The sequence below is a fragment of the Dickeya sp. Secpp 1600 genome (assembly GCF_003049805.1).
GTDB lineage: Bacteria > Pseudomonadota > Gammaproteobacteria > Enterobacterales > Enterobacteriaceae > Dickeya > Dickeya fangzhongdai.
In genome coordinates this window covers 1,175,499-1,193,117 of record NZ_CP023484.1, presented here as the reverse complement: position 1 = coordinate 1,193,117, position 17,619 = coordinate 1,175,499, and the positions used below count along the sequence as shown (strand labels likewise).

The 17,619-nt window shown below is 58.5% G+C and carries 16 protein-coding genes; 7 read left to right on the top strand and 9 right to left on the bottom strand.

The genetic code is table 11. The annotated features are described in order from the left end of the window. Positions 1–159 precede the first annotated feature (159 nt). On the top strand, positions 160–1,080 hold the full coding sequence (panE, locus tag CPA59_RS05455; protein ID WP_107758853.1) for a 2-dehydropantoate 2-reductase: 921 nt from the start codon (positions 160–162) through the stop codon (positions 1,078–1,080). Continuing rightward, positions 1,043–1,639: a protein deglycase YajL gene (yajL, locus tag CPA59_RS05450; protein WP_107758852.1), complete on the top strand. Its 597-nt coding sequence runs from the start codon at positions 1,043–1,045 to the stop codon at positions 1,637–1,639. Before panE ends, yajL begins: the two co-directional genes overlap by 38 nt. Positions 1,640–1,703: 64 nt before the next feature. On the opposite strand, the gene thiI is transcribed toward yajL, so the two are convergent. Next, entirely contained in the window at positions 1,704–3,152 is a 1,449-nt protein-coding gene (gene thiI / locus CPA59_RS05445) for a tRNA uracil 4-sulfurtransferase ThiI (protein WP_107758851.1), read from the bottom strand. A gap of 264 nt (positions 3,153–3,416) precedes the next feature. On the opposite strand from thiI, the gene xseB reads away from it, so the two are divergent. The 3 genes from xseB to dxs are packed head-to-tail and all read left to right on the top strand — an operon-like array spanning position 3,417 to position 6,468. Further along, entirely contained in the window at positions 3,417–3,665 is a 249-nt protein-coding gene (xseB, locus tag CPA59_RS05440; protein WP_013316834.1) for an exodeoxyribonuclease VII small subunit, read from the top strand. Next, positions 3,662–4,573, top strand: a complete 912-nt coding sequence (ispA, locus tag CPA59_RS05435) for a (2E,6E)-farnesyl diphosphate synthase (protein ID WP_038918169.1) — start codon at positions 3,662–3,664, stop codon at positions 4,571–4,573. Before xseB ends, ispA begins: the two co-directional genes overlap by 4 nt. A gap of 32 nt (positions 4,574–4,605) precedes the next feature. Then, on the top strand, positions 4,606–6,468 hold the full coding sequence (gene dxs / locus CPA59_RS05430) for a 1-deoxy-D-xylulose-5-phosphate synthase (protein WP_049854121.1): 1,863 nt from the start codon (positions 4,606–4,608) through the stop codon (positions 6,466–6,468). A gap of 104 nt (positions 6,469–6,572) precedes the next feature. Here the strand turns inward: dxs and pgpA are convergent, their stop codons facing one another. From pgpA to nrdR, 6 genes are all read right to left on the bottom strand, one after another. Beyond that, positions 6,573–7,085 (bottom strand): phosphatidylglycerophosphatase A, encoded by a 513-nt coding sequence (pgpA, locus tag CPA59_RS05425; RefSeq protein WP_038661278.1) that lies wholly within the window; start codon positions 7,083–7,085, stop codon positions 6,573–6,575. Next, on the bottom strand, positions 7,066–8,040 hold the full coding sequence (gene thiL, locus CPA59_RS05420; protein WP_038918166.1) for a thiamine-phosphate kinase: 975 nt from the start codon (positions 8,038–8,040) through the stop codon (positions 7,066–7,068). The genes pgpA and thiL overlap by 20 nt, the downstream gene beginning before the upstream one ends. A 59-nt stretch (positions 8,041–8,099) precedes the next feature. Next, positions 8,100–8,519 (bottom strand): transcription antitermination factor NusB, encoded by a 420-nt coding sequence (gene nusB, locus CPA59_RS05415; protein WP_038918165.1) that lies wholly within the window; start codon positions 8,517–8,519, stop codon positions 8,100–8,102. 22 nt (positions 8,520–8,541) lie between these two features. Beyond that, a complete protein-coding gene (gene ribE, locus CPA59_RS05410; RefSeq protein ID WP_013316828.1) occupies positions 8,542–9,015 on the bottom strand; it encodes a 6,7-dimethyl-8-ribityllumazine synthase in 474 nt (157 codons plus the stop codon). A 120-nt stretch (positions 9,016–9,135) separates the two neighbouring features. Next, complete coding sequence (gene ribD, locus CPA59_RS05405; RefSeq protein WP_049854120.1) at positions 9,136–10,248, bottom strand: bifunctional diaminohydroxyphosphoribosylaminopyrimidine deaminase/5-amino-6-(5-phosphoribosylamino)uracil reductase RibD; 1,113 nt, start codon at positions 10,246–10,248, stop codon at positions 9,136–9,138. Positions 10,249–10,312: 64 nt separating this feature from the next. Continuing rightward, positions 10,313–10,762, bottom strand: coding sequence for a transcriptional regulator NrdR (nrdR, locus tag CPA59_RS05400; protein WP_012883737.1), 450 nt, complete (start codon positions 10,760–10,762; stop codon positions 10,313–10,315). A gap of 469 nt (positions 10,763–11,231) precedes the next feature. Between nrdR and mgtA the strand changes: the two genes are divergently transcribed. Together mgtA and CPA59_RS05390 are read left to right on the top strand one after the other, a co-directional pair. After that, entirely contained in the window at positions 11,232–13,943 is a 2,712-nt protein-coding gene (gene mgtA, locus CPA59_RS05395) for a magnesium-translocating P-type ATPase (RefSeq protein ID WP_107758850.1), read from the top strand. Between the two features lie 178 nt (positions 13,944–14,121). Beyond that, positions 14,122–14,682 (top strand): DUF3251 domain-containing protein, encoded by a 561-nt coding sequence (locus tag CPA59_RS05390; RefSeq protein WP_107758849.1) that lies wholly within the window; start codon positions 14,122–14,124, stop codon positions 14,680–14,682. Positions 14,683–14,772: 90 nt separating this feature from the next. On the opposite strand, the gene secF is transcribed toward CPA59_RS05390, so the two are convergent. Next, on the bottom strand, positions 14,773–15,744 hold the full coding sequence (gene secF, locus CPA59_RS05385; protein WP_038918160.1) for a protein translocase subunit SecF: 972 nt from the start codon (positions 15,742–15,744) through the stop codon (positions 14,773–14,775). Positions 15,745–15,754: 10 nt separating this feature from the next. Next, positions 15,755–17,602: a protein translocase subunit SecD gene (gene secD, locus CPA59_RS05380; RefSeq protein WP_071605171.1), complete on the bottom strand. Its 1,848-nt coding sequence runs from the start codon at positions 17,600–17,602 to the stop codon at positions 15,755–15,757. Positions 17,603–17,619: the final 17 nt, after the last annotated feature.

Sequence of the window (17,619 nt, the reverse complement as noted above, 5' to 3'; positions counted from 1 at the left end):
CCTGACAATAGCTGCCGAGCATGATAACCGCTCACGCCAAATAAGCAAAATTCGCCCTGCTTACTGCTACTCGCGCAACAAGCGGCGGGCGGACGGCGGCGGAATACTTTATGATAAGCCGGATAAACACAGGCTGGCCCCCGACAAAGGAAACTGCGGATGAAAATTACTGTTCTTGGCTGTGGCGCCATCGGTCAACTCTGGCTCAATGCGTTACACCGGCAAGGGCATGATGTACAAGGCTGGCTACGTATCCCGCAAACGTCCTGTCAGGTTAACGTTACGATGCTCTCCGGCGAGCGTTGTAACCTTAATCTGACAGCCAATAACGCCGAACATCTGGCGCAAAGCGAACTGCTGCTGGTCACGCTGAAGGCCTGGCAGGTATCCGATGCGGTTTCCGCCCTGCTGCCCCGGCTACGCCCCGACTGCACCATTCTGCTGTTGCACAACGGAATGGGAACCTGGGAAGAGCTGCCGGCAATCAGTCGGCCATTGCTATTAGGGGTGACCACGCACGCGGCACGGCGGGATCCGACGACGGTGGTGCATGTCGCGGCAGGCATCACCCATATCGGTACGCTCGACCGTTCGACAAATCGGGAAGAAGAACAAAGCCAACTGGCGGAAACGCTGCATCAGGCTCTGTCTGACGTCGCCTGGCATAACCACATTACCGCAACCTGCTGGCTGAAACTGGCCGCCAATTGCGTCATCAATCCGCTAACCGTGCTGTATCAATGTACCAACGGCGAATTGCAAGCTTACCCGGAGCAGGTTGAGACGCTCTGTCAGGAAGTGGCGCAGGTCATGGACCGCGAAGGCTTCCATACTTCGTCGGAAAGCCTGCAACTCTACGTCAATCAAATCATTCAGAACACGGCGGCCAATACCTCCTCGATGCGTCAGGACGTACTGGCGCAGCGCCATACGGAGATCGACTACATCACCGGTTACCTGCTGCGCCGCGCCCGCGCCCACGGGCTTTCCCTGCCGGAAAACAGCCGTCTGTTCGACTATATCAAACGAAAGGAGAGTGAATATGACCGCCTCGGTTCTGGTCTGTCTGGCGCCTGGTAGCGAAGAAATCGAAGCTGTGACCACCATCGATCTGCTGGTCAGAGCAGGAGTCCGCGTGACCACGGCCAGCGTGGCGAGCGATGGCAGTACGGAAATCACCTGCTCCCGCGGCGTAAAGCTGATTGCCGACGCGCCACTGGTGGCCGTTGCCGATCATGACTTTGACGCGGTCGTGCTGCCCGGCGGTCTGCAAGGCGCGGAGTGTTTCCGCGACAGCCCGCTGCTGGTCGAACGCCTGCGGCAAACCCATCAGGAAGGCAAAATCGTGGCGGCGATCTGCGCGTCGCCCGCAGTGGTGCTGGAACACCACCAGTTGTTTCCGATCGGCAATATGACCGGCTACCCAACGCTGAAAGCGCGGATTTCACCGGAAAAATGGCTGGAAAAGCGCGTGGTGTTCGACCCGCGCGTCAATCTGCTGACCAGCCAGGGCCCCGGCACCAGTATCGACTTCGCCCTGAAGCTGATCGATCTGTTGCTGGGTAAAGATAAGGCGGCGGAAATCGCCGCGCAGTTGGTGCTGCCGCCGGGAATTTATAACTATCAGGACCCGGCCTGAAGCCCAGAGACAAAAAAAGCGCCGGATTAGGCGCTTTTTTCTCAGTTACGTCATGAACGGCCTGTCAGGGACGATAGACTTTGACGTTGTTGAACCCTTGTTCGCGCAGGTACAGCGCCTGCAAACGGCTCATCACTCCGCGCTCGCAATACAGCAGGTAGGTTTTGCTCTGATCCAAATCGCCGAACTGCGTCCCCAATTTGTAGAACGGCAGCGATTTTACCTCTACCTGTTCCAGCGCCAGCGGGCGCTCATCCTGCTCGTCCGGCGAACGAATATCCAGCAGAATATCGCTCGCGGCAAAGGCGCCGACCGTTTCCACTTCGGTCACATCCTGCCGGGTCTGTTCGGCAATATCGCGGATATCGATGTTACGCGCTTCCTCCACCACCCGTTCAAGAATCGAGAAATCAAACAGACTTTCTTCATGCTCGATTTTGGCCTTCACCGCCTTCACCGTCGGGCTTTTGGAAATCACGCCGCAGTATTCGGGCATGGTTTTGGCGAAATCTTCGGTGCCAAGCTCGCGCGCCATACGGATGATGTGTTCTTTATCGTGAGAAATCAGTGGACGCAGGATCAGCGTATCCGAGGCGTTATCAATCAGCCGCAGGTTGGTCAGCGTCTGGCTGGATACCTGGCCTAGCGCTTCGCCGGTCACCAGCGCCTGCACGCCATAGCGTTCGGCAACGCGCGACGCCGCCCGCACCATCATGCGCTTGAGCACCACGCCCATCTGGCCGTCGTCCACCTTCTCCAGGATTTCACCGACCACCGGTTCGAAATCGATGGCGACAAAACGCACCCGGTGTGAACTGCCGAAACGGTTCCACAGGTAATGCGCGACCTGACGCACGCCGATTTCATGCGCGGCGCCGCCCAGATTGAAGAAGCAGTAATGCACCCGGCAACCACGGCGCATCAGCATGTAGCTGGAAACACCGGAGTCAAATCCGCCGGAGATCAACGACAGCACGTCTTCCTGCGTGCCGATGGGGAAACCGCCGATCCCTTCGTAGCGCCCTTTAATCAGCAGCAGGCGATCCTGCTCGATTTCCAGATGCACCGTGACCTGCGGAGCGGTCAGATTAACGCGCGCGCTCTCGATATGCTGATTCAGTCCGCCGCCGACGTAGCGCTCCACATCCTGAGAGCTGAAATCGTGCTTGCCGCGGCGCTTCACCCGCACGCAGAAGGTTTTACCCTCCAGTTGCTCGCGGTAGGTGGTCAGCGTTTGTTCAAAAATATGGTGGACATCGGTGTAAGCGCACTCTTCCACTTCAAGAATGTGGTGAATGCCCGGGATACGCGTCAACGCATCACGTATCGCTATACGTTGATTTTCGTCTTTGGCGCGAACGTCGATATGATCCCAGTGACGGACAACCGCCAGCGTTTCATCATACTGTTTTAAAACGTTACGGATGTTACCGGTAAGAATTTTTATAAAGCGCAATCGCACAGATTGGCTCTTGATGGTGATTTCCGGGAACAATTTAATGATAAACTTCATGGCGGCTATCGTTAGTTGGTTCTGAGGGCGTAAAACAGGTACGCGGATAAAACGCAGGTACCCTGAGCGCTAAAATTACGTTATCGGTAAAACCATCCTTGTCCGGGTGGCGTTACCAATAGCATCCAGGGCGCGGAGTATACCACCATATTGCGGTAAGCTGCGCGGATTAAGCGCATAATTGCGTATCATTGAGGCGCTTGCCGTGACAATCCGGTGGCGTCGGCGCCGACAGGCGCGTATAAACAAGATCCGGAAACGAATATGCCGAAAAAAACTGAACAACCCGTCAGCTTTGAAAGCTCGCTCGCCGAACTGGAGCAGATCGTGTCGCGTCTGGAATCGGGCGAACTGCCGCTGGAAGAGGCGCTGAACGCCTTTGAGCAGGGTGTCCAGCTTGCCCGTCAGGGGCAATTGAAATTGCAGCAGGCCGAACAGCGCGTTCAGATTCTGCTGAATGACGATCCCGATGCCGCCCTGACACCTTTTACGCCGGATAATGAGTCGTTATGACAGATTTTCTCAAGCAGCTCACTGCTCACCATCAACGCATCAACGCCGCACTCAACCAGTTTATTTCCACCCTGCCTTTTCAGAGTAGTCCACTGGTGGAAGCTATGGCGCACGGCGCATTGTTAGGTGGCAAGCGTCTGCGTCCTTTTCTGGTCTATACCACCGGCCAGTTGTTCGGTATCTCGCAGGATAACCTCGACGCGCCGGCCGCCGCCGTTGAATGTATTCATGCCTACTCCCTGATTCACGATGATTTACCGGCCATGGATGATGACGATCTGCGGCGCGGTCAGCCTACCTGTCATGTCAGATTCGGCGAGGACAAGGCGATTCTGGCGGGCGATGCCTTACAGACGCTGGCGTTCTCCATTCTGGCGGACGCGCCGATGCCGCAAGTCAGCGACCGCGATCGGCTGGCGATGATTTCCGAACTGGCCAACGCCAGCGGCGTGGCCGGCATGTGCGGCGGTCAGGCGCTGGATCTGGAAGCGGAAGGCCATCAGGTTGACCTGCTGGCGCTGGAGCGCATCCACCGCCATAAAACCGGCGCGCTGATTAGGGCCTCGGTACGATTGGGCGCGCTGGCCGCCGGCGAGCGCGGGCGCCTCGCCCTGCCTTGCCTCGACCGCTACGCCAACGCTGTCGGACTGGCCTTTCAGGTGCAGGACGATATTCTTGATGTGATTGGCGACAGCGCCACCACCGGCAAACGCCAGGGCGCCGACCAGCAGCTCGGTAAAAGCACCTACCCGGCGTTGTTGGGACTTGAGCAGGCCAAAATCAAAGCCCGGGAACTGTGTCAGGAATCCCTCTCGGCGCTGAATGAACTGGAAGAAACGCTGGACAGACCCGCCGCTATTGCACCGTTGCGGGCGCTGGCGAACTATGTCGTTGAACGTGATAAATAATTTTAATATCAATACCGCTTGATGAGTATCCGATGACCTTTGATATAGCGAAATACCCCACGCTGGCGCTGGTGGAAAACCCCGAGGAACTGCGCCTGCTGCCAAGGGAAAGCCTGCCCAAATTGTGCGACGAGCTGCGACAGTATCTGCTGGACAGCGTCAGCCGCTCAAGCGGGCATTTTGCCTCGGGTCTGGGTACGGTCGAGCTGACCGTGGCATTGCATTACGTCTATAACACCCCGTTCGACCATCTGGTGTGGGACGTGGGCCACCAGGCTTACCCGCACAAAATCCTGACCGAACGACGCGACCGCATCGCCACCATCCGTCAGAAAGGCGGCCTGCACCCGTTTCCCTGGCGCGGCGAGAGCGAGTACGACGTGCTGAGCGTCGGTCACTCCTCGACGTCCATCAGCGCCGGCATCGGCATGGCCGTAGCCGCCGAACGTGAAGGACAGGGTCGCCGCACCGTCTGCGTGATCGGCGACGGCGCCATTACCGCCGGCATGGCGTTTGAAGCCATGAACCACGCCGGTGATATCAAACCGGATATGCTGGTCGTGCTGAACGACAATGAAATGTCGATTTCCGAAAACGTCGGCGCGCTGAACAATCATCTGGCGCAATTGCTGTCCGGCAAGCTCTATTCCACCCTGCGCGAAGGCGGCAAGAAAGTGCTGTCCGGTCTGCCGCCCATCAAGGAACTGGTCAAACGCACCGAAGAGCACCTGAAAGGCATGGTAGTGCCCGGTACGTTGTTCGAAGAGCTGGGATTCAATTATATCGGCCCGGTGGATGGGCATGACGTGCAGTCGCTGGTCCAGACCCTGAAAAATATGCGCAGCCTGAAAGGCCCGCAGTTGCTGCATATCATGACCAAGAAAGGCAAAGGCTATGCGCCGGCCGAGCAGGACCCGATCAGTTGGCATGCAGTGCCGAAATTCGACCCGGCCAGCGGCACGTTACCGAAGAACAAAGAAGCGCTGCCTACCTACTCCGCCGTTTTCGGCCAGTGGCTGAAGGAAACCGCCGCCGCGGATAACCGCCTGATGGCGATAACCCCGGCCATGCGCGAAGGCTCCGGCATGGTGTCGTTTTCGCGTGAATATCCGCAGCAGTACTTCGACGTCGCCATCGCCGAGCAACATGCGGTGACCTTTGCCGCCGGGCTGGCGATCGGCGGTTATCGCCCGGTGGTGGCGATTTATTCCACCTTCCTGCAACGCGCCTATGACCAGGTTATTCATGACGTCGCTATCCAGAACCTGCCGGTGTTGTTCGCCATCGATCGCGGCGGCATCGTCGGTGCCGACGGTCAGACCCATCAGGGCGCGTTTGATCTTTCGTTCCTGCGCTGCATCCCCCAGATGGTGATCATGACGCCCAGCGACGAAAACGAGTGCCGGCTGATGCTGCATACCGGCTACCATTACCAGCAAGGGCCGTGTGCGGTACGCTACCCGCGCGGCAATGTGCTGGGTGTAGCGCTGACGCCGCTGGAAACCCTGCCGCTCGGCAAAGGCGTGATGAAGCGTCAGGGGGAGAAGGTCGCCATTCTGAATTTCGGTACCCTGCTGCCGGAAGCGCAACAGGCGGCTGAGGCGCTTAACGCCACGCTGGTGGATATGCGCTTCGTCAAACCGCTGGACGAGACGCTGATAGCCTCGCTGGCCGCCAGCCATGACGTGCTGGTCACGCTGGAAGAAAACGCCATTATGGGCGGCGCCGGCAGCGGCGTGAACGAGTACCTGATGGCGAAACGCCTGGCCGTGCCGGTGCTCAACCTCGGCCTGCCCGATATGTTCATTCCGCAAGGTACTCAGGCGGAAATCCGCGCCGACCTGGCACTGGACGCGGCTGGCATCGAGCGCCGCATCCGCGACTGGCTGGCTTGACTGGCGCCAATTAGGCGGACATAAAAAAACCGGGGTAACCCGGTTTTTTTACAGCGGCAGATTTCTTACCGTCACGAGAAAAGCGGCGCTCGTGCGCACAGCTGCTATATCACATAGTGCCCGGCCACATACAAAACCGCGGCTGAAATCACCCCTGCGACAATATCGTCGACCATGATGCCCATGCCGCCATGTACGTTGCGATCAAACCAGCGAATCGGCCAGGGCTTGAAAATGTCCAGAACCCGGAAAATCACAAACCCGGCAACCACCCATCCCCAGTGGGTCGACGGCACCGCCATCAGGGTGATCCACATCCCGACAAATTCGTCCCAAACGATGCTGCCGTGGTCATGCACGCCCATGTCTTTCGCGGTGCGATGACACAGATAAACGCCGATGCAAATACTGAGCATCACCAACAGCGAATAGAGCTGCAACGGCAACAGCATCAGCAGATACCACACCGGGATGGCCGCCAGCGAGCCTGCGGTGCCGGGCATCCACGGCGACAGGCCGCTGCCGAATCCGGTCGCCAGCAAATGCCACGGATTACTCATCCGCAGGCGGCTTTTGGCGACCAGCGATCCTTTGTTTTCATGCGCCAAAATGGTCATACCCTTTCAGATTAACAGTCACCGGTTGCCCTGAACGGAAGAAGCTCAGCCCTTCAGAAGCCGGCCCGATCTGGCCGATGCAGGTATAGCGAGCGCCCAGATGGCCGATCGCCACTTCCAGCGCACCCCGGTTCAGCTCCGGTACGGTAAAGCACAGTTCATAATCTTCACCGCCGCCGAGCGCCCATCGCATCACTTGTTCCGGGTCGTCATGGCGTAGCAACGCGCTGGAATACGGCAACGCATCCAGATTGATGCGCGCGCCGCAATCGCTGGCCTTAAGAATATGCCCCAAATCAGACGCCAGCCCGTCAGACAGATCGATAGCCGCACTGGCCAGATCGCGCAGCGCCTGCCCGTGCAGAATACGCGGCTGGGGGCGCAAATGGCGCTGCAGCAGCCATTGACGATCGTCGGCGTCGGACACCTGAAGTCGATCCTGCAAAATAGCCAAACCGGCGGCGCTGTCGCCCAGCGTTCCGGTGACGTAAATCCAGTCGCCGATGCGCGCTCCGCTGCGTTTCAGCGCCCGGCCCGACGGCACCAGCCCCTGAATGGTTAGCGTCATGCTGAGCGGCCCACGGGTAGTGTCGCCGCCAATCAGTTGCATATCGTAGTAAGAAAGCTGTTCAAACAGGCTATCGCTGTAGGCGGCCAGCCAGTCGGCATCGATACCAGGCAAAGTCAGCGCCAGCGAGACAAAGGCCGGGTCGGCTCCCATTGCCGCCAGATCGCTCAGATTGACCGCCAGAGATTTGTACGCCAGATCGGCCGGATCGATGTCGGGCAGGAAATGAATACCGGATACCAGCGTATCCGTGCTGACCGCCAGCAACTGTTTGTCCGGAATGTTCAGCAGGGCGCAGTCATCGCCGATCCCCAGTTCAACATCCCGTCGTGAATAGCCCACCCGGTTGAAATAGCGGGCAATCACATCAAACTCACCTTGAGCCATAATCTTTCCAGATCGTGGTAACCTAAAAAACCAAGGCCGGAAAACCGGCCCTGACTGACTTATCTTTTACCCGGCCGCAGGTGAGGCCCGGCTTTGTCCAGCACACCGTTCACGAACTTGTGGCTGTCTTCGGCGCCAAACACTTTGGCCAGCTCAATCGCTTCGTTGATGGCAACCTTGTAAGGCACATCCTCGCGTTTGCTGAGCTCATACACCGCCAGACGCAGAATGGCTCTCTCCACCTGCCCGAGTTCGTCCAACTGACGGGAAAGATACGGCGCCATCTGGGCATCCAGCTTTTCCGCCTGGGTGGCAACGCCCGCCAGCAACTCGCGGAAATAGGCGATGTCCACGCCTTTGACATCCTGCTCGCTCAGGAACTGGAGTTCAACATCGGCAATATCGTTTTTGGACAACTGCCAGGAATAAAGCGCTTGAACCGCACATTCACGAGCGCGGCGACGAGCAGCAGGTTTCACGGAATACCCCTTACAAAATAAATCAGGCTGACTTGATTGAGTGTAATACATTGATCATTTCAAGCGCGGTCAGAGCGGCTTCCGCCCCTTTGTTCCCCGCTTTGGTGCCGGCGCGCTCAATGGCCTGCTCGATACTTTCCGTAGTCAGCACACCGAAGGCGACCGGAATGTCGCTGTTCATCGCGACGTGAGACAGACCGGAGCTGCATTCGCCGGCAACAAATTCAAAATGCGCGGTACCGCCGCGGATCACCGTACCCAGCGCCACTATGGCGTCATATTTCTGGCTGTTGGCCAGCGCACGCACGGTCAGCGGCAATTCATAGGCGCCCGGCACCCACACGACGGTGACGTTTTCTTCTTTCACCTGGCCGATACGCTTGAGAGCGTCCAGCGCGCCTTCCAGCAGGCTGTCATTGATGAAGTGATTGAAACGGGCAATAGCAATCGCCACGCGGGCATTCGGAGCGGCAACAACACCTTCAATAATGTTCATAGCTTTCCTTTGACTGTTTTACGACCCCGCAGGGGGGCGGATTCTATCATATTCTTCCGGGCGCGTATCCGCTTTTGACCCAGTGGCGGATATCCATCGCATGACACGCGCAGGGATGTGTTATTGAGGCTTCAGCGTCAGGCGGATATCCGGCCCCACCTGACAGAGATCCGTCATAGCAAACGCGGGCGCCTGCGACAGCTGCTCCAGCCCCGGCAGCACGCACAGCGGCCGGGCCGCTTCCCCCAGCAATCTGGGCGCGAGATAGACGATCAGCTCATCCACCACGCCGGCCTGCAACAACGCGCCGGCCAGACGAGGGCCCGCTTCCACCCACACCGTATTGATCTGACGTTTGCCCAGCGACATCATCAGAGCGACCAAATCAATGCCGCCGCCGTGCAGCGGCATATCCAGTTGCTCCACGCCGTCCGGCCATGACTGACCATCCTGACGCGGACGCGCCAGCCAGGTTTGTCCCGGCTGGCTGACCAGACGATGCTGCGGGGTCACGCGCGACTGGCTATCGACAATGACGCGCACCGGCTGGCGCACGGCGCTTTCAGGGTAAAGCCGCTGGGTATCCGCATCCAGTTCCGACCAGCGTACGGTCAGCGACGGGTCATCCGCCAGCACGGTGGCGCTGCTGCTGAGGATCGCCGAACTCTGCGCCCGAAAACGCTGCACATCCTGGCGGGACTGCGGCGACGTGATCCACTGGCTTTCGCCGGACGCCATCGCCGTACGGCCATCCAGCGAGGCGCCGAGTTTAAGCTGCACGTAAGGGAAACCGGTGCGCATCCGTTTCAGAAAGCCCCGGTTAATTTTTTCCGCCTGCTCCATCATCACACTGTGCCGCACCTCGATGCCGGCCTGTTGCAGACGGTGCAGACCGCGACCAGCCACCTGCGGATTCGGGTCCTGCATCGCCGCCACTACCCGCGCCACACCGGCTGCGATCAACGCATCGGCGCACGGAGGCGTGCGGCCGTGATGACTGCACGGCTCAAGCGTCACATAGGCGGTGGCGCCGCGCGCTTTGTCGCCCGCCATGCGCAGCGCATGCACTTCCGCATGCGGCTCACCCGCTTTCTGGTGATACCCTTCCCCCACGATCTCGTCATCTCTGACGATCACGCACCCGACGTTCGGGTTCGGCGCCGTCGTGAAGCGCCCGCGGCGAGCAAGCTCCAGCGCGCGGGCCATGTAAAATTCATCAGCGTGTGTAGCCATCCTGTGCGTATCCTGGATTCAGAGCCATATAGGGAGCGCGCGATGCGTAAAAACCAACGCGCTGTTAATCCTGCAGACGGGCGATCTCTTCGCCAAACTCGCGGATATCCTCGAAACTGCGGTACACCGACGCAAAACGGATGTAGGCCACCTTGTCGAGCTTTCTCAGCGCATCCATCACCAGATTGCCCACCATTTTGGCGGTCACTTCCCGCTCGCCGGTCGCGCGCAGCTGAGATTTGATGTGAGTGATGGCCATTTCCACGTCGTCAGAGCTGACCGGACGTTTCTCCAACGCCTTCAGCATACCGCTGCGCAGTTTGTCCTCATTGAACGGCTCGCGCACATCATTACTCTTGATGACGCGCGGCATCACCAGTTCCGCCACTTCAAAGGTGGTAAAGCGCTCGTTGCACACCAGACACTGCCGGCGACGACGAACCTGAGAACCTTCCCCCACCAGACGGGAATCAATCACTTTGGTATCCACTGCGGCACAAAAAGGACAATGCATAACGTTTCCAGACCATAGCCTTATAACCTTGGCCTAGTTTACCCCGAATTTCGCCTATAACCCAAATCCCGACATGACGCGTTTTTTTCCCGCCGACCTTATCGCGGTTTAGGTTCGATTGAAGTGACTTACGCTAAAGTAGCGCCGCATTCTGGTCATACTGTTTGCAAACGACACGTGGATTGCCACCGCCGTTTAGCATGCCCAGACAATCAAACGGAAACCGCCCCGGTTTCGCATTGTTTCACTACCGGAGACCCCCTCAATGGGACCTGACCCTAATCCTCACCCAGGACAAAGCGTCATTCACCGGTAAGTCAGCTTTTACGCTGCCTTGCCGGTTACTACAGGCAAGGCAGCGACGCCCCGATCGTCCCTGCTGATTGCGTTATAAGCCACACGCGGATGGGTTGCCTCTGCGTGTTATCAGGCCGCAGCCCTTCTCTGGCTGCGGCAGGGAGATATTTGTATGCGTTTAATTCGACTCACACAGCAATGGCTCTCACAGCTCGGTCATCATTTGCCGCGTCGTCTGTTCCAGCGCGATCCCATGCCGGACGGAAAAGCGACCGTCGGTCAGGCCATGAGCGACGCTATGGCGTCGCGTTGTCTGCGTCTGGCGCGTCTTGACGAAACCAGCCTGTATCAGGAATTCAATAGCCATCCTGAAGGGTTGCTGCCGGCTGAAGCCGAGCAGGCGCGGGTGCGCCACGGCGATAACCGGATTCCCGGCGAGCAAGCTGCGCCCTGGTGGCGACACTTATGGCGTTGCTATCGCAACCCGTTCAACCTGCTGCTGACATTGCTGGGCCTGATTTCTTACGCCACGGAAGACCTGACCGCCGCGCTGGTCATCGCGCTGATGGTGCTGATTTCCACCCTGCTTAATTTCATTCAGGAAGCGCGTTCCGGCAAAGCCGCCGATGCGCTGAAAGCGATGGTCAGCAACAAGGTGACCGTGCTGCGCAGCGATACCCAGACCGGTTACAGCGACTATCAGGACATTCCGTTGGATCAACTGGTGCCGGGCGATATCGTCAAACTGGCGGCGGGCGACATGATCCCGGCCGACCTGCGTATCCTGCAGGCCCGTGACCTGTTCATCAGCCAGGCATCGCTGACCGGCGAATCGCTGCCGGTGGAAAAAGTGGCGCACAGCCGCCAGAGCGAGCAAGCGGCAGCGCTGGAATGCGACACGCTCTGCTTTATGGGCACCAACGTGGTCAGCGGCACCGCGCTGGCGATGGTGATTGCCACCGGCGGCAATACCTGGTTCGGCCAGTTGGCCGGCCGCGTGGTGCAGCAGCCCGGCGAAGCAAACGCCTTCCAGCAAGGCATCAGCCGCGTCAGCTGGCTGCTGATCCGTTTCATGCTGGTGATGACGCCGATTGTGTTGCTTATCAATGGCTACACCAAAGGCGACTGGTGGGAAGCCGCGCTGTTCGCCCTGTCGGTCGCCGTCGGTCTGACGCCGGAAATGCTGCCGATGATCGTCACCTCGACGCTGGCTAAAGGCGCAGTTAAACTGTCGCGTCAAAAAGTCATCGTCAAACGGCTGGATGCCATCCAGAACTTCGGCGCCATGGATATCCTGTGTACCGACAAGACCGGCACGCTGACGCAGGATAAGATCGTGCTGGAATGCCATACCGATGCGTTTGGCAACGCCAGCCAGCGGGTGCTGCGCCACGCCTGGCTGAACAGCGCCTACCAGACCGGGTTGCGCAATTTGCTGGATCAGGCGGTGCTGGAGGGAATCCCGCCGCAGGAACAACAGGTTGCCTTGTCCCGCTGGCGCAAAGTGGACGAAATCCCGTTTGATTTTGAGCGCCGCCGCATGTCGGTGGTGGTGGCGGAAAACGATGACGAGCACTGGCTGATCTGTAAAGGCGCGCTGGAAGAAACCCTTGGCGCCTGCGCTCGGGTGCGTCACGGCGAGCAACTGTTGCCGCTGGATGCGCCCTTGTTGTCGCGCATCCGCCATTTAACGGATGACCTTAACCGTCAGGGACTGCGCGTAGTGGCAGTCGCCAGCAAAGTAATGCCCGCCGATCGTCAGGATTATGGCCGGGTGGATGAATCCGACCTGATTCTGGAAGGCTATATCGCTTTTCTCGATCCGCCGAAAGAGAGCACCGCGCCTGCGCTGAAGGCGCTGAAAGACCACGGCGTGACGGTGAAAATCCTCACCGGCGACAGCGAACTGGTAGCCGCCAAGGTGTGCCGTGAAGTGGATATTGAACTGACCGGCGTCCTGACCGGCCGCGACGTCGACGCCTTAAGCGATGACCAACTGGCGCACGCAGCCCGCGACACCACGCTGTTTGCCCGCCTGACGCCGCTGCACAAAGAGCGGATTGTGCGCCTGCTGCGTTCGGAAGGCCACGTGGTCGGTTTCATGGGCGACGGCATCAATGACGCGCCGGCGCTGCGGGCGGCGGATATCGGTATTTCGGTGGATTCGGCGGTGGATATCGCCCGCGAGGCGGCGGATATTATCCTGCTGGAAAAAAGCCTGATGGTGCTGGAAGAAGGCGTCATCGAAGGCCGACGCACCTTCGTCAACATGCTGAAATACATCAAGATGACCGCCAGTTCCAACTTCGGCAACGTCTTCAGCGTGCTGATCGCCAGCGCTTTCCTGCCGTTTCTGCCGATGCTGCCGCTGCATCTGTTGATCCAGAACCTGATGTACGATATTTCGCAGATCGCCATCCCGTTCGACAATGTGGACGACGATCAGGTCAAAAAACCGCAGCGCTGGAATGCCGGCGATCTCGGGCGGTTTATGGTGTTCTTCGGCCCGATCAGCTCTATTTTCGACGTTCTGACGTTCTCGCTGATGTGGTGGTTCTTCCACGCCAACACGCTGGATTCTCAGACGCTGTTCCAGTCCGGCTGGTTTATTGAAGGACTGTTGTCGCAAACGCTGATTGTGCACATGATCCGCACCCGCCGCATCCCGTTTATCCAGAGCCGTCCGTCCTGGCCGGTGATGGTGATGACGTTGTTAATCATGGCGACCGGCATCGGGCTGGTGTTCTCGCCGCTGGCCAGCTTCCTGCAGCTGCAGGCGCTGCCATTAAGCTACTTCCCGTGGCTGCTGGCGATCCTGAGCGGTTATCTGCTGCTCACTCAGGCGATGAAAGGCTTCTTTGCCCGCCGCTACGGCTGGCAATAACAACAACCGGCGCAGCGGCTGATTACCGCTGAGCCCTGATTTCCTCTCTTGATTCAGCCTGTTCTGCTTACCTTTTTTCCCAAAACGTCATTCACTATAAGGGACAACAAATCACGTCTACACTGACACTAAATTGAATAATGAAATGACCCGCCAAGGGCTTAGGGAGAAACAGGATATGATTTTTCACCGCCGCGTTATCCCGATGTTATCCGTCATGGTGCTGCTCGCCGGATGTGCGCAACCGCAGACCACTCGCGTACAGAACGAACTTGGTCAGATTAACCAGAAACTGCGCGACCTCACCAACCGCGCCGTCGCGCTGGAACAGCAGAATACGTTAAACGCCAACTCCACCTCCGGCGTTTATTTGCTGCCTGCCGCCTACAATCGGGCATTGCTCGACAGCAGCATCGGCAAGTTAAGTCTGGAACTCAGCAAGGTTGAGCCGGAAGCCAACGGCACGCGAGCCTTGCTGACTATCCGCACCATGAACACGCTGACGTTACCGGCCTTCCGCGCGCAACTTGACTGGGGAGCGCTTGACCCGGTCAGCGGTAAGCCGTTAACCGGCGACACGCAGACTCAGTGGCTGATTATCCCGCCAACGCTGACGCCGGTCTCGGAAATCACGGTAGAGGTGCGGCTTTCCGGCCTGACGCCGGAGCAGCTCGGTTTCGTGCGGGTGCATGATGTAGCGGCGGACCCTACGCTGCGTCGCAGCGAACCGAGTCAGTGACAACCCTGAATCGGCCCCCAGCGTCGACCATAAGAAAACCCCGCCGAATGGCGGGGTTTGTGTTTGCAATTCCGGGCAGTGAAAAAGCGGTTACGGCAGCAACGACGGCTGGTCCGCGCCTTCTTTTTCCACTTTCTGCACCAGCATATGCTCGCGCTTCATACCCAGCTTGAGCGCCAGAGCGGATGCCACATAGATAGAGGATGCCGTACCGATGGTGATACCGATCAGCATCGTCAGCGAGAACCCCTGCAGCATCGCGCCGCCGAACAGATACAACATCAGGATAACCACTAACGTCGTCCCCGACGTGATCAAGGTCCGGTGCAGCGTTTGGGTCAACGACACGTTGAAAATCTCGTAAGGCGTACCGCGGCGGATCTTGCGGAAGTTTTCACGAATACGGTCAGAAACCACGATGCTGTCGTTCAGCGAGTAGCCGATGACCGACATCAGCGACGCCACAATGGTCAGGTCGATTTCAACAGAGAACAGCGACAGCACGCCCATGGTGATGATAACGTCGTGCGCCAGCGCGATAACCACACCCGCAGCCAGACGCCATTCGAAACGAAAGCCGACGTAAACCAAAATACAGATTAACGCCGCCAGCAACGCCATGGCGCCGGTCTGCGCCAGATCCGCGCCCACGCTCGGCCCGACGAACTCGATGCGTTTAACCGCTGCATTCTGGCTGGTTGCTTCGTTGATCACGCTGACAACCTTGCTGCCCAGCACCTGACCGCCGGTTTCACCTTGAGCAGGCGGCATACGCACCATAATGTCGCGGCTGCTGCCGAAGTTCTGCACCAACGGATCGGCAAAGCCGGCTTTCTCCAGCGCCCCGCGCATCTGCTCCAGATCCACGGATTTTTCCAGCGAAATTTCGATAACCGTGCCGCCGGTAAAATCCAGCCCCCAGTTGAAGCCGCGCACGCCCATCACGACGATAGACAGCACCAGCAGCAAACCGGAGAAGCCGAAGGCCCAGTAGTCCCAGCGCATAAAGTCATAAACCTTACGGCCGTAATTCAATTGTTCAACAGTATATTCCTGTGCCACAACGCACTCCTCAGATAGACAGCTTTTTGATGCGTTTGCCGCCGTACAACAGGTTTACGATGGCACGGGTACCCACGATCGCAGTAAACATGGACGTCGCCACGCCGATACCGGTCGTAATCGCAAATCCTTTAATCGAGCCGGTACCGATCGCATACAGGATAATGACCTTAATCAGCGTCGTGACGTTCGCATCGAAGATGGAACTGAATGCGCCCCGGTAACCTTCGTCGATCGCCTGCTGAACGGAACGTCCGTTGCTTAGCTCTTCTTTGATACGCTCGTTAATCAGTACGTTGGCGTCCACCGCAACCGCAAGGGTTAACACGATACCCGCGATCCCCGGCATGGTCAGCGTGGCCCCCGGCAACAGCGACATAATGCCGACCACCAGCACCAGGTTCGACAGCAGAGCCGACGTCGCAATCATGCCGAACTTCTTGTAGAAGATGATCATGAACAGGATCGACACGGCCAGGCCAGCCAGACAGGCTTCCAGCCCCTGGGTAATATTCTGCATACCGAGGGTTGGGCCGATGGTGCGTTCTTCCACAATCTGAATCGGCGCAATCAGCGCGCCGGCACGCAGCAGCAGCGACAGCTGACGGGCTTCGTTCGGGTTGTTGATGCCGGTAATACGGAAGCTGTTGCCCAGACGGGACTGGATAGTGGCGACGTTAATCACCTCTTCCTGTTTTTCCAGAATCGCGCGGCCGTTGGCATCTTTCTTACCGCTGTCCTTATACTCCACGAACAGGGTCGCCATCGGTTTGCCGATGTTGTCCTTGGTGAAGTTGGACATCATGTTGCCGCCGGCGCTGTCCAGCGAGATATTTACCTGCGGACGGTTGTATTCATCGTTGCCGGAGGTGGAGTCGGTAATGTGGTCGCCGGTCAGAATCACGCGCTTGTACAACGCCACCGGTCCGCCATCACGCATATTCATCACTTCGGTGTCGCCCGGCACGCGGCCGCTGCTCAGCGCGGCTGGATCGACATTGCTGTTGACCAGACGGAACTCCAGCGTAGCGGTCGCACCCAGAATTTCTTTGGCGCGCGCGGTGTCCTGAATCCCCGGCAGTTCCACCACGATGCGGTCGGCGCCCTGACGCTGCACCAGCGGTTCGGCTACGCCGAGCTGGTTGACGCGATTGCGCAGGATGTTGATGTTCTGCTGCACCGCATATTCGCGGGCTTCACGCAGACGGGCATCGCTCATGACCGCACGCAGCGTATCGCTGCCGCTGGCATTAATCACCAGATCGCGATGACGGGAGGTCAGGTAATTGACCGCGTCGTCACGCAGTTGGCCGTCGCGGAACAGAATGTCCACGCCATAATTGTCTGACTTGCGAACAGAAGCATACTGGATGCCTTTCTCGCGCAGATCGCTGCGCAGGGAATCCATCGTCTGCTCCTGCAGCTTGCCTAACGCGGTGTCCATATCCACTTCCATCAGGAAGTGCACGCCGCCACGCAGGTCAAGACCCAGTTTCATCGGTTCCGCCCCCAGCATTCTCAGCCAGGTAGGGGTAGCGGGCGCCAGGTTGAGCGCAACCACATACTTCTCGCCCAGCGCGGTCAGCAAAACTTCACGAGCGCGGAGCTGTACGTCCGGCGTGGAGAAGCGCGCGAGAATGGCACCGTTTTCCAGCGCAATAGACTTGCTGGCGACATTTTGTTCTTTCAAAACATTCTGGATCTGGACCAGCGTAGATTCACTGGCGGCGGTTCCTCGCGCGCCAGTGACCTGAATTGCCGGATCCTCACCATACAGGTTAGGAAGTGCGTAGAGCAGACCAATGACGATCGCCACGATCAGCATCAGGTACTTCCACAGAGGATAGCGGTTTAACACGGTAGTTCCCTTCGGGA

What these genes read in the sequence shown, in the direction of transcription:
- ribD (WP_049854120.1), bottom strand. Translation starts at nt 10,248, where the DNA reads ATGGCTACACACGCTGATGAATTTTACATGGCCCGCGCGCTGGAGCTT.
- ispA (WP_038918169.1), top strand. Translation starts at nt 3,662, where the DNA reads ATGACAGATTTTCTCAAGCAGCTCACTGCTCACCATCAACGCATCAAC.
- mgtA (WP_107758850.1), top strand. Translation starts at nt 11,232, where the DNA reads ATGCGTTTAATTCGACTCACACAGCAATGGCTCTCACAGCTCGGTCAT.
- nrdR (WP_012883737.1), bottom strand. Translation starts at nt 10,762, where the DNA reads ATGCATTGTCCTTTTTGTGCCGCAGTGGATACCAAAGTGATTGATTCC.
- thiL (WP_038918166.1), bottom strand. Translation starts at nt 8,040, where the DNA reads ATGGCTCAAGGTGAGTTTGATGTGATTGCCCGCTATTTCAACCGGGTG.
- dxs (WP_049854121.1), top strand. Translation starts at nt 4,606, where the DNA reads ATGACCTTTGATATAGCGAAATACCCCACGCTGGCGCTGGTGGAAAAC.
- thiI (WP_107758851.1), bottom strand. Translation starts at nt 3,152, where the DNA reads ATGAAGTTTATCATTAAATTGTTCCCGGAAATCACCATCAAGAGCCAA.
- panE (WP_107758853.1), top strand. Translation starts at nt 160, where the DNA reads ATGAAAATTACTGTTCTTGGCTGTGGCGCCATCGGTCAACTCTGGCTC.
- pgpA (WP_038661278.1), bottom strand. Translation starts at nt 7,085, where the DNA reads ATGACCATTTTGGCGCATGAAAACAAAGGATCGCTGGTCGCCAAAAGC.
- CPA59_RS05390 (WP_107758849.1), top strand. Translation starts at nt 14,122, where the DNA reads ATGATTTTTCACCGCCGCGTTATCCCGATGTTATCCGTCATGGTGCTG.
- xseB (WP_013316834.1), top strand. Translation starts at nt 3,417, where the DNA reads ATGCCGAAAAAAACTGAACAACCCGTCAGCTTTGAAAGCTCGCTCGCC.
- ribE (WP_013316828.1), bottom strand. Translation starts at nt 9,015, where the DNA reads ATGAACATTATTGAAGGTGTTGTTGCCGCTCCGAATGCCCGCGTGGCG.
- yajL (WP_107758852.1), top strand. Translation starts at nt 1,043, where the DNA reads ATGACCGCCTCGGTTCTGGTCTGTCTGGCGCCTGGTAGCGAAGAAATC.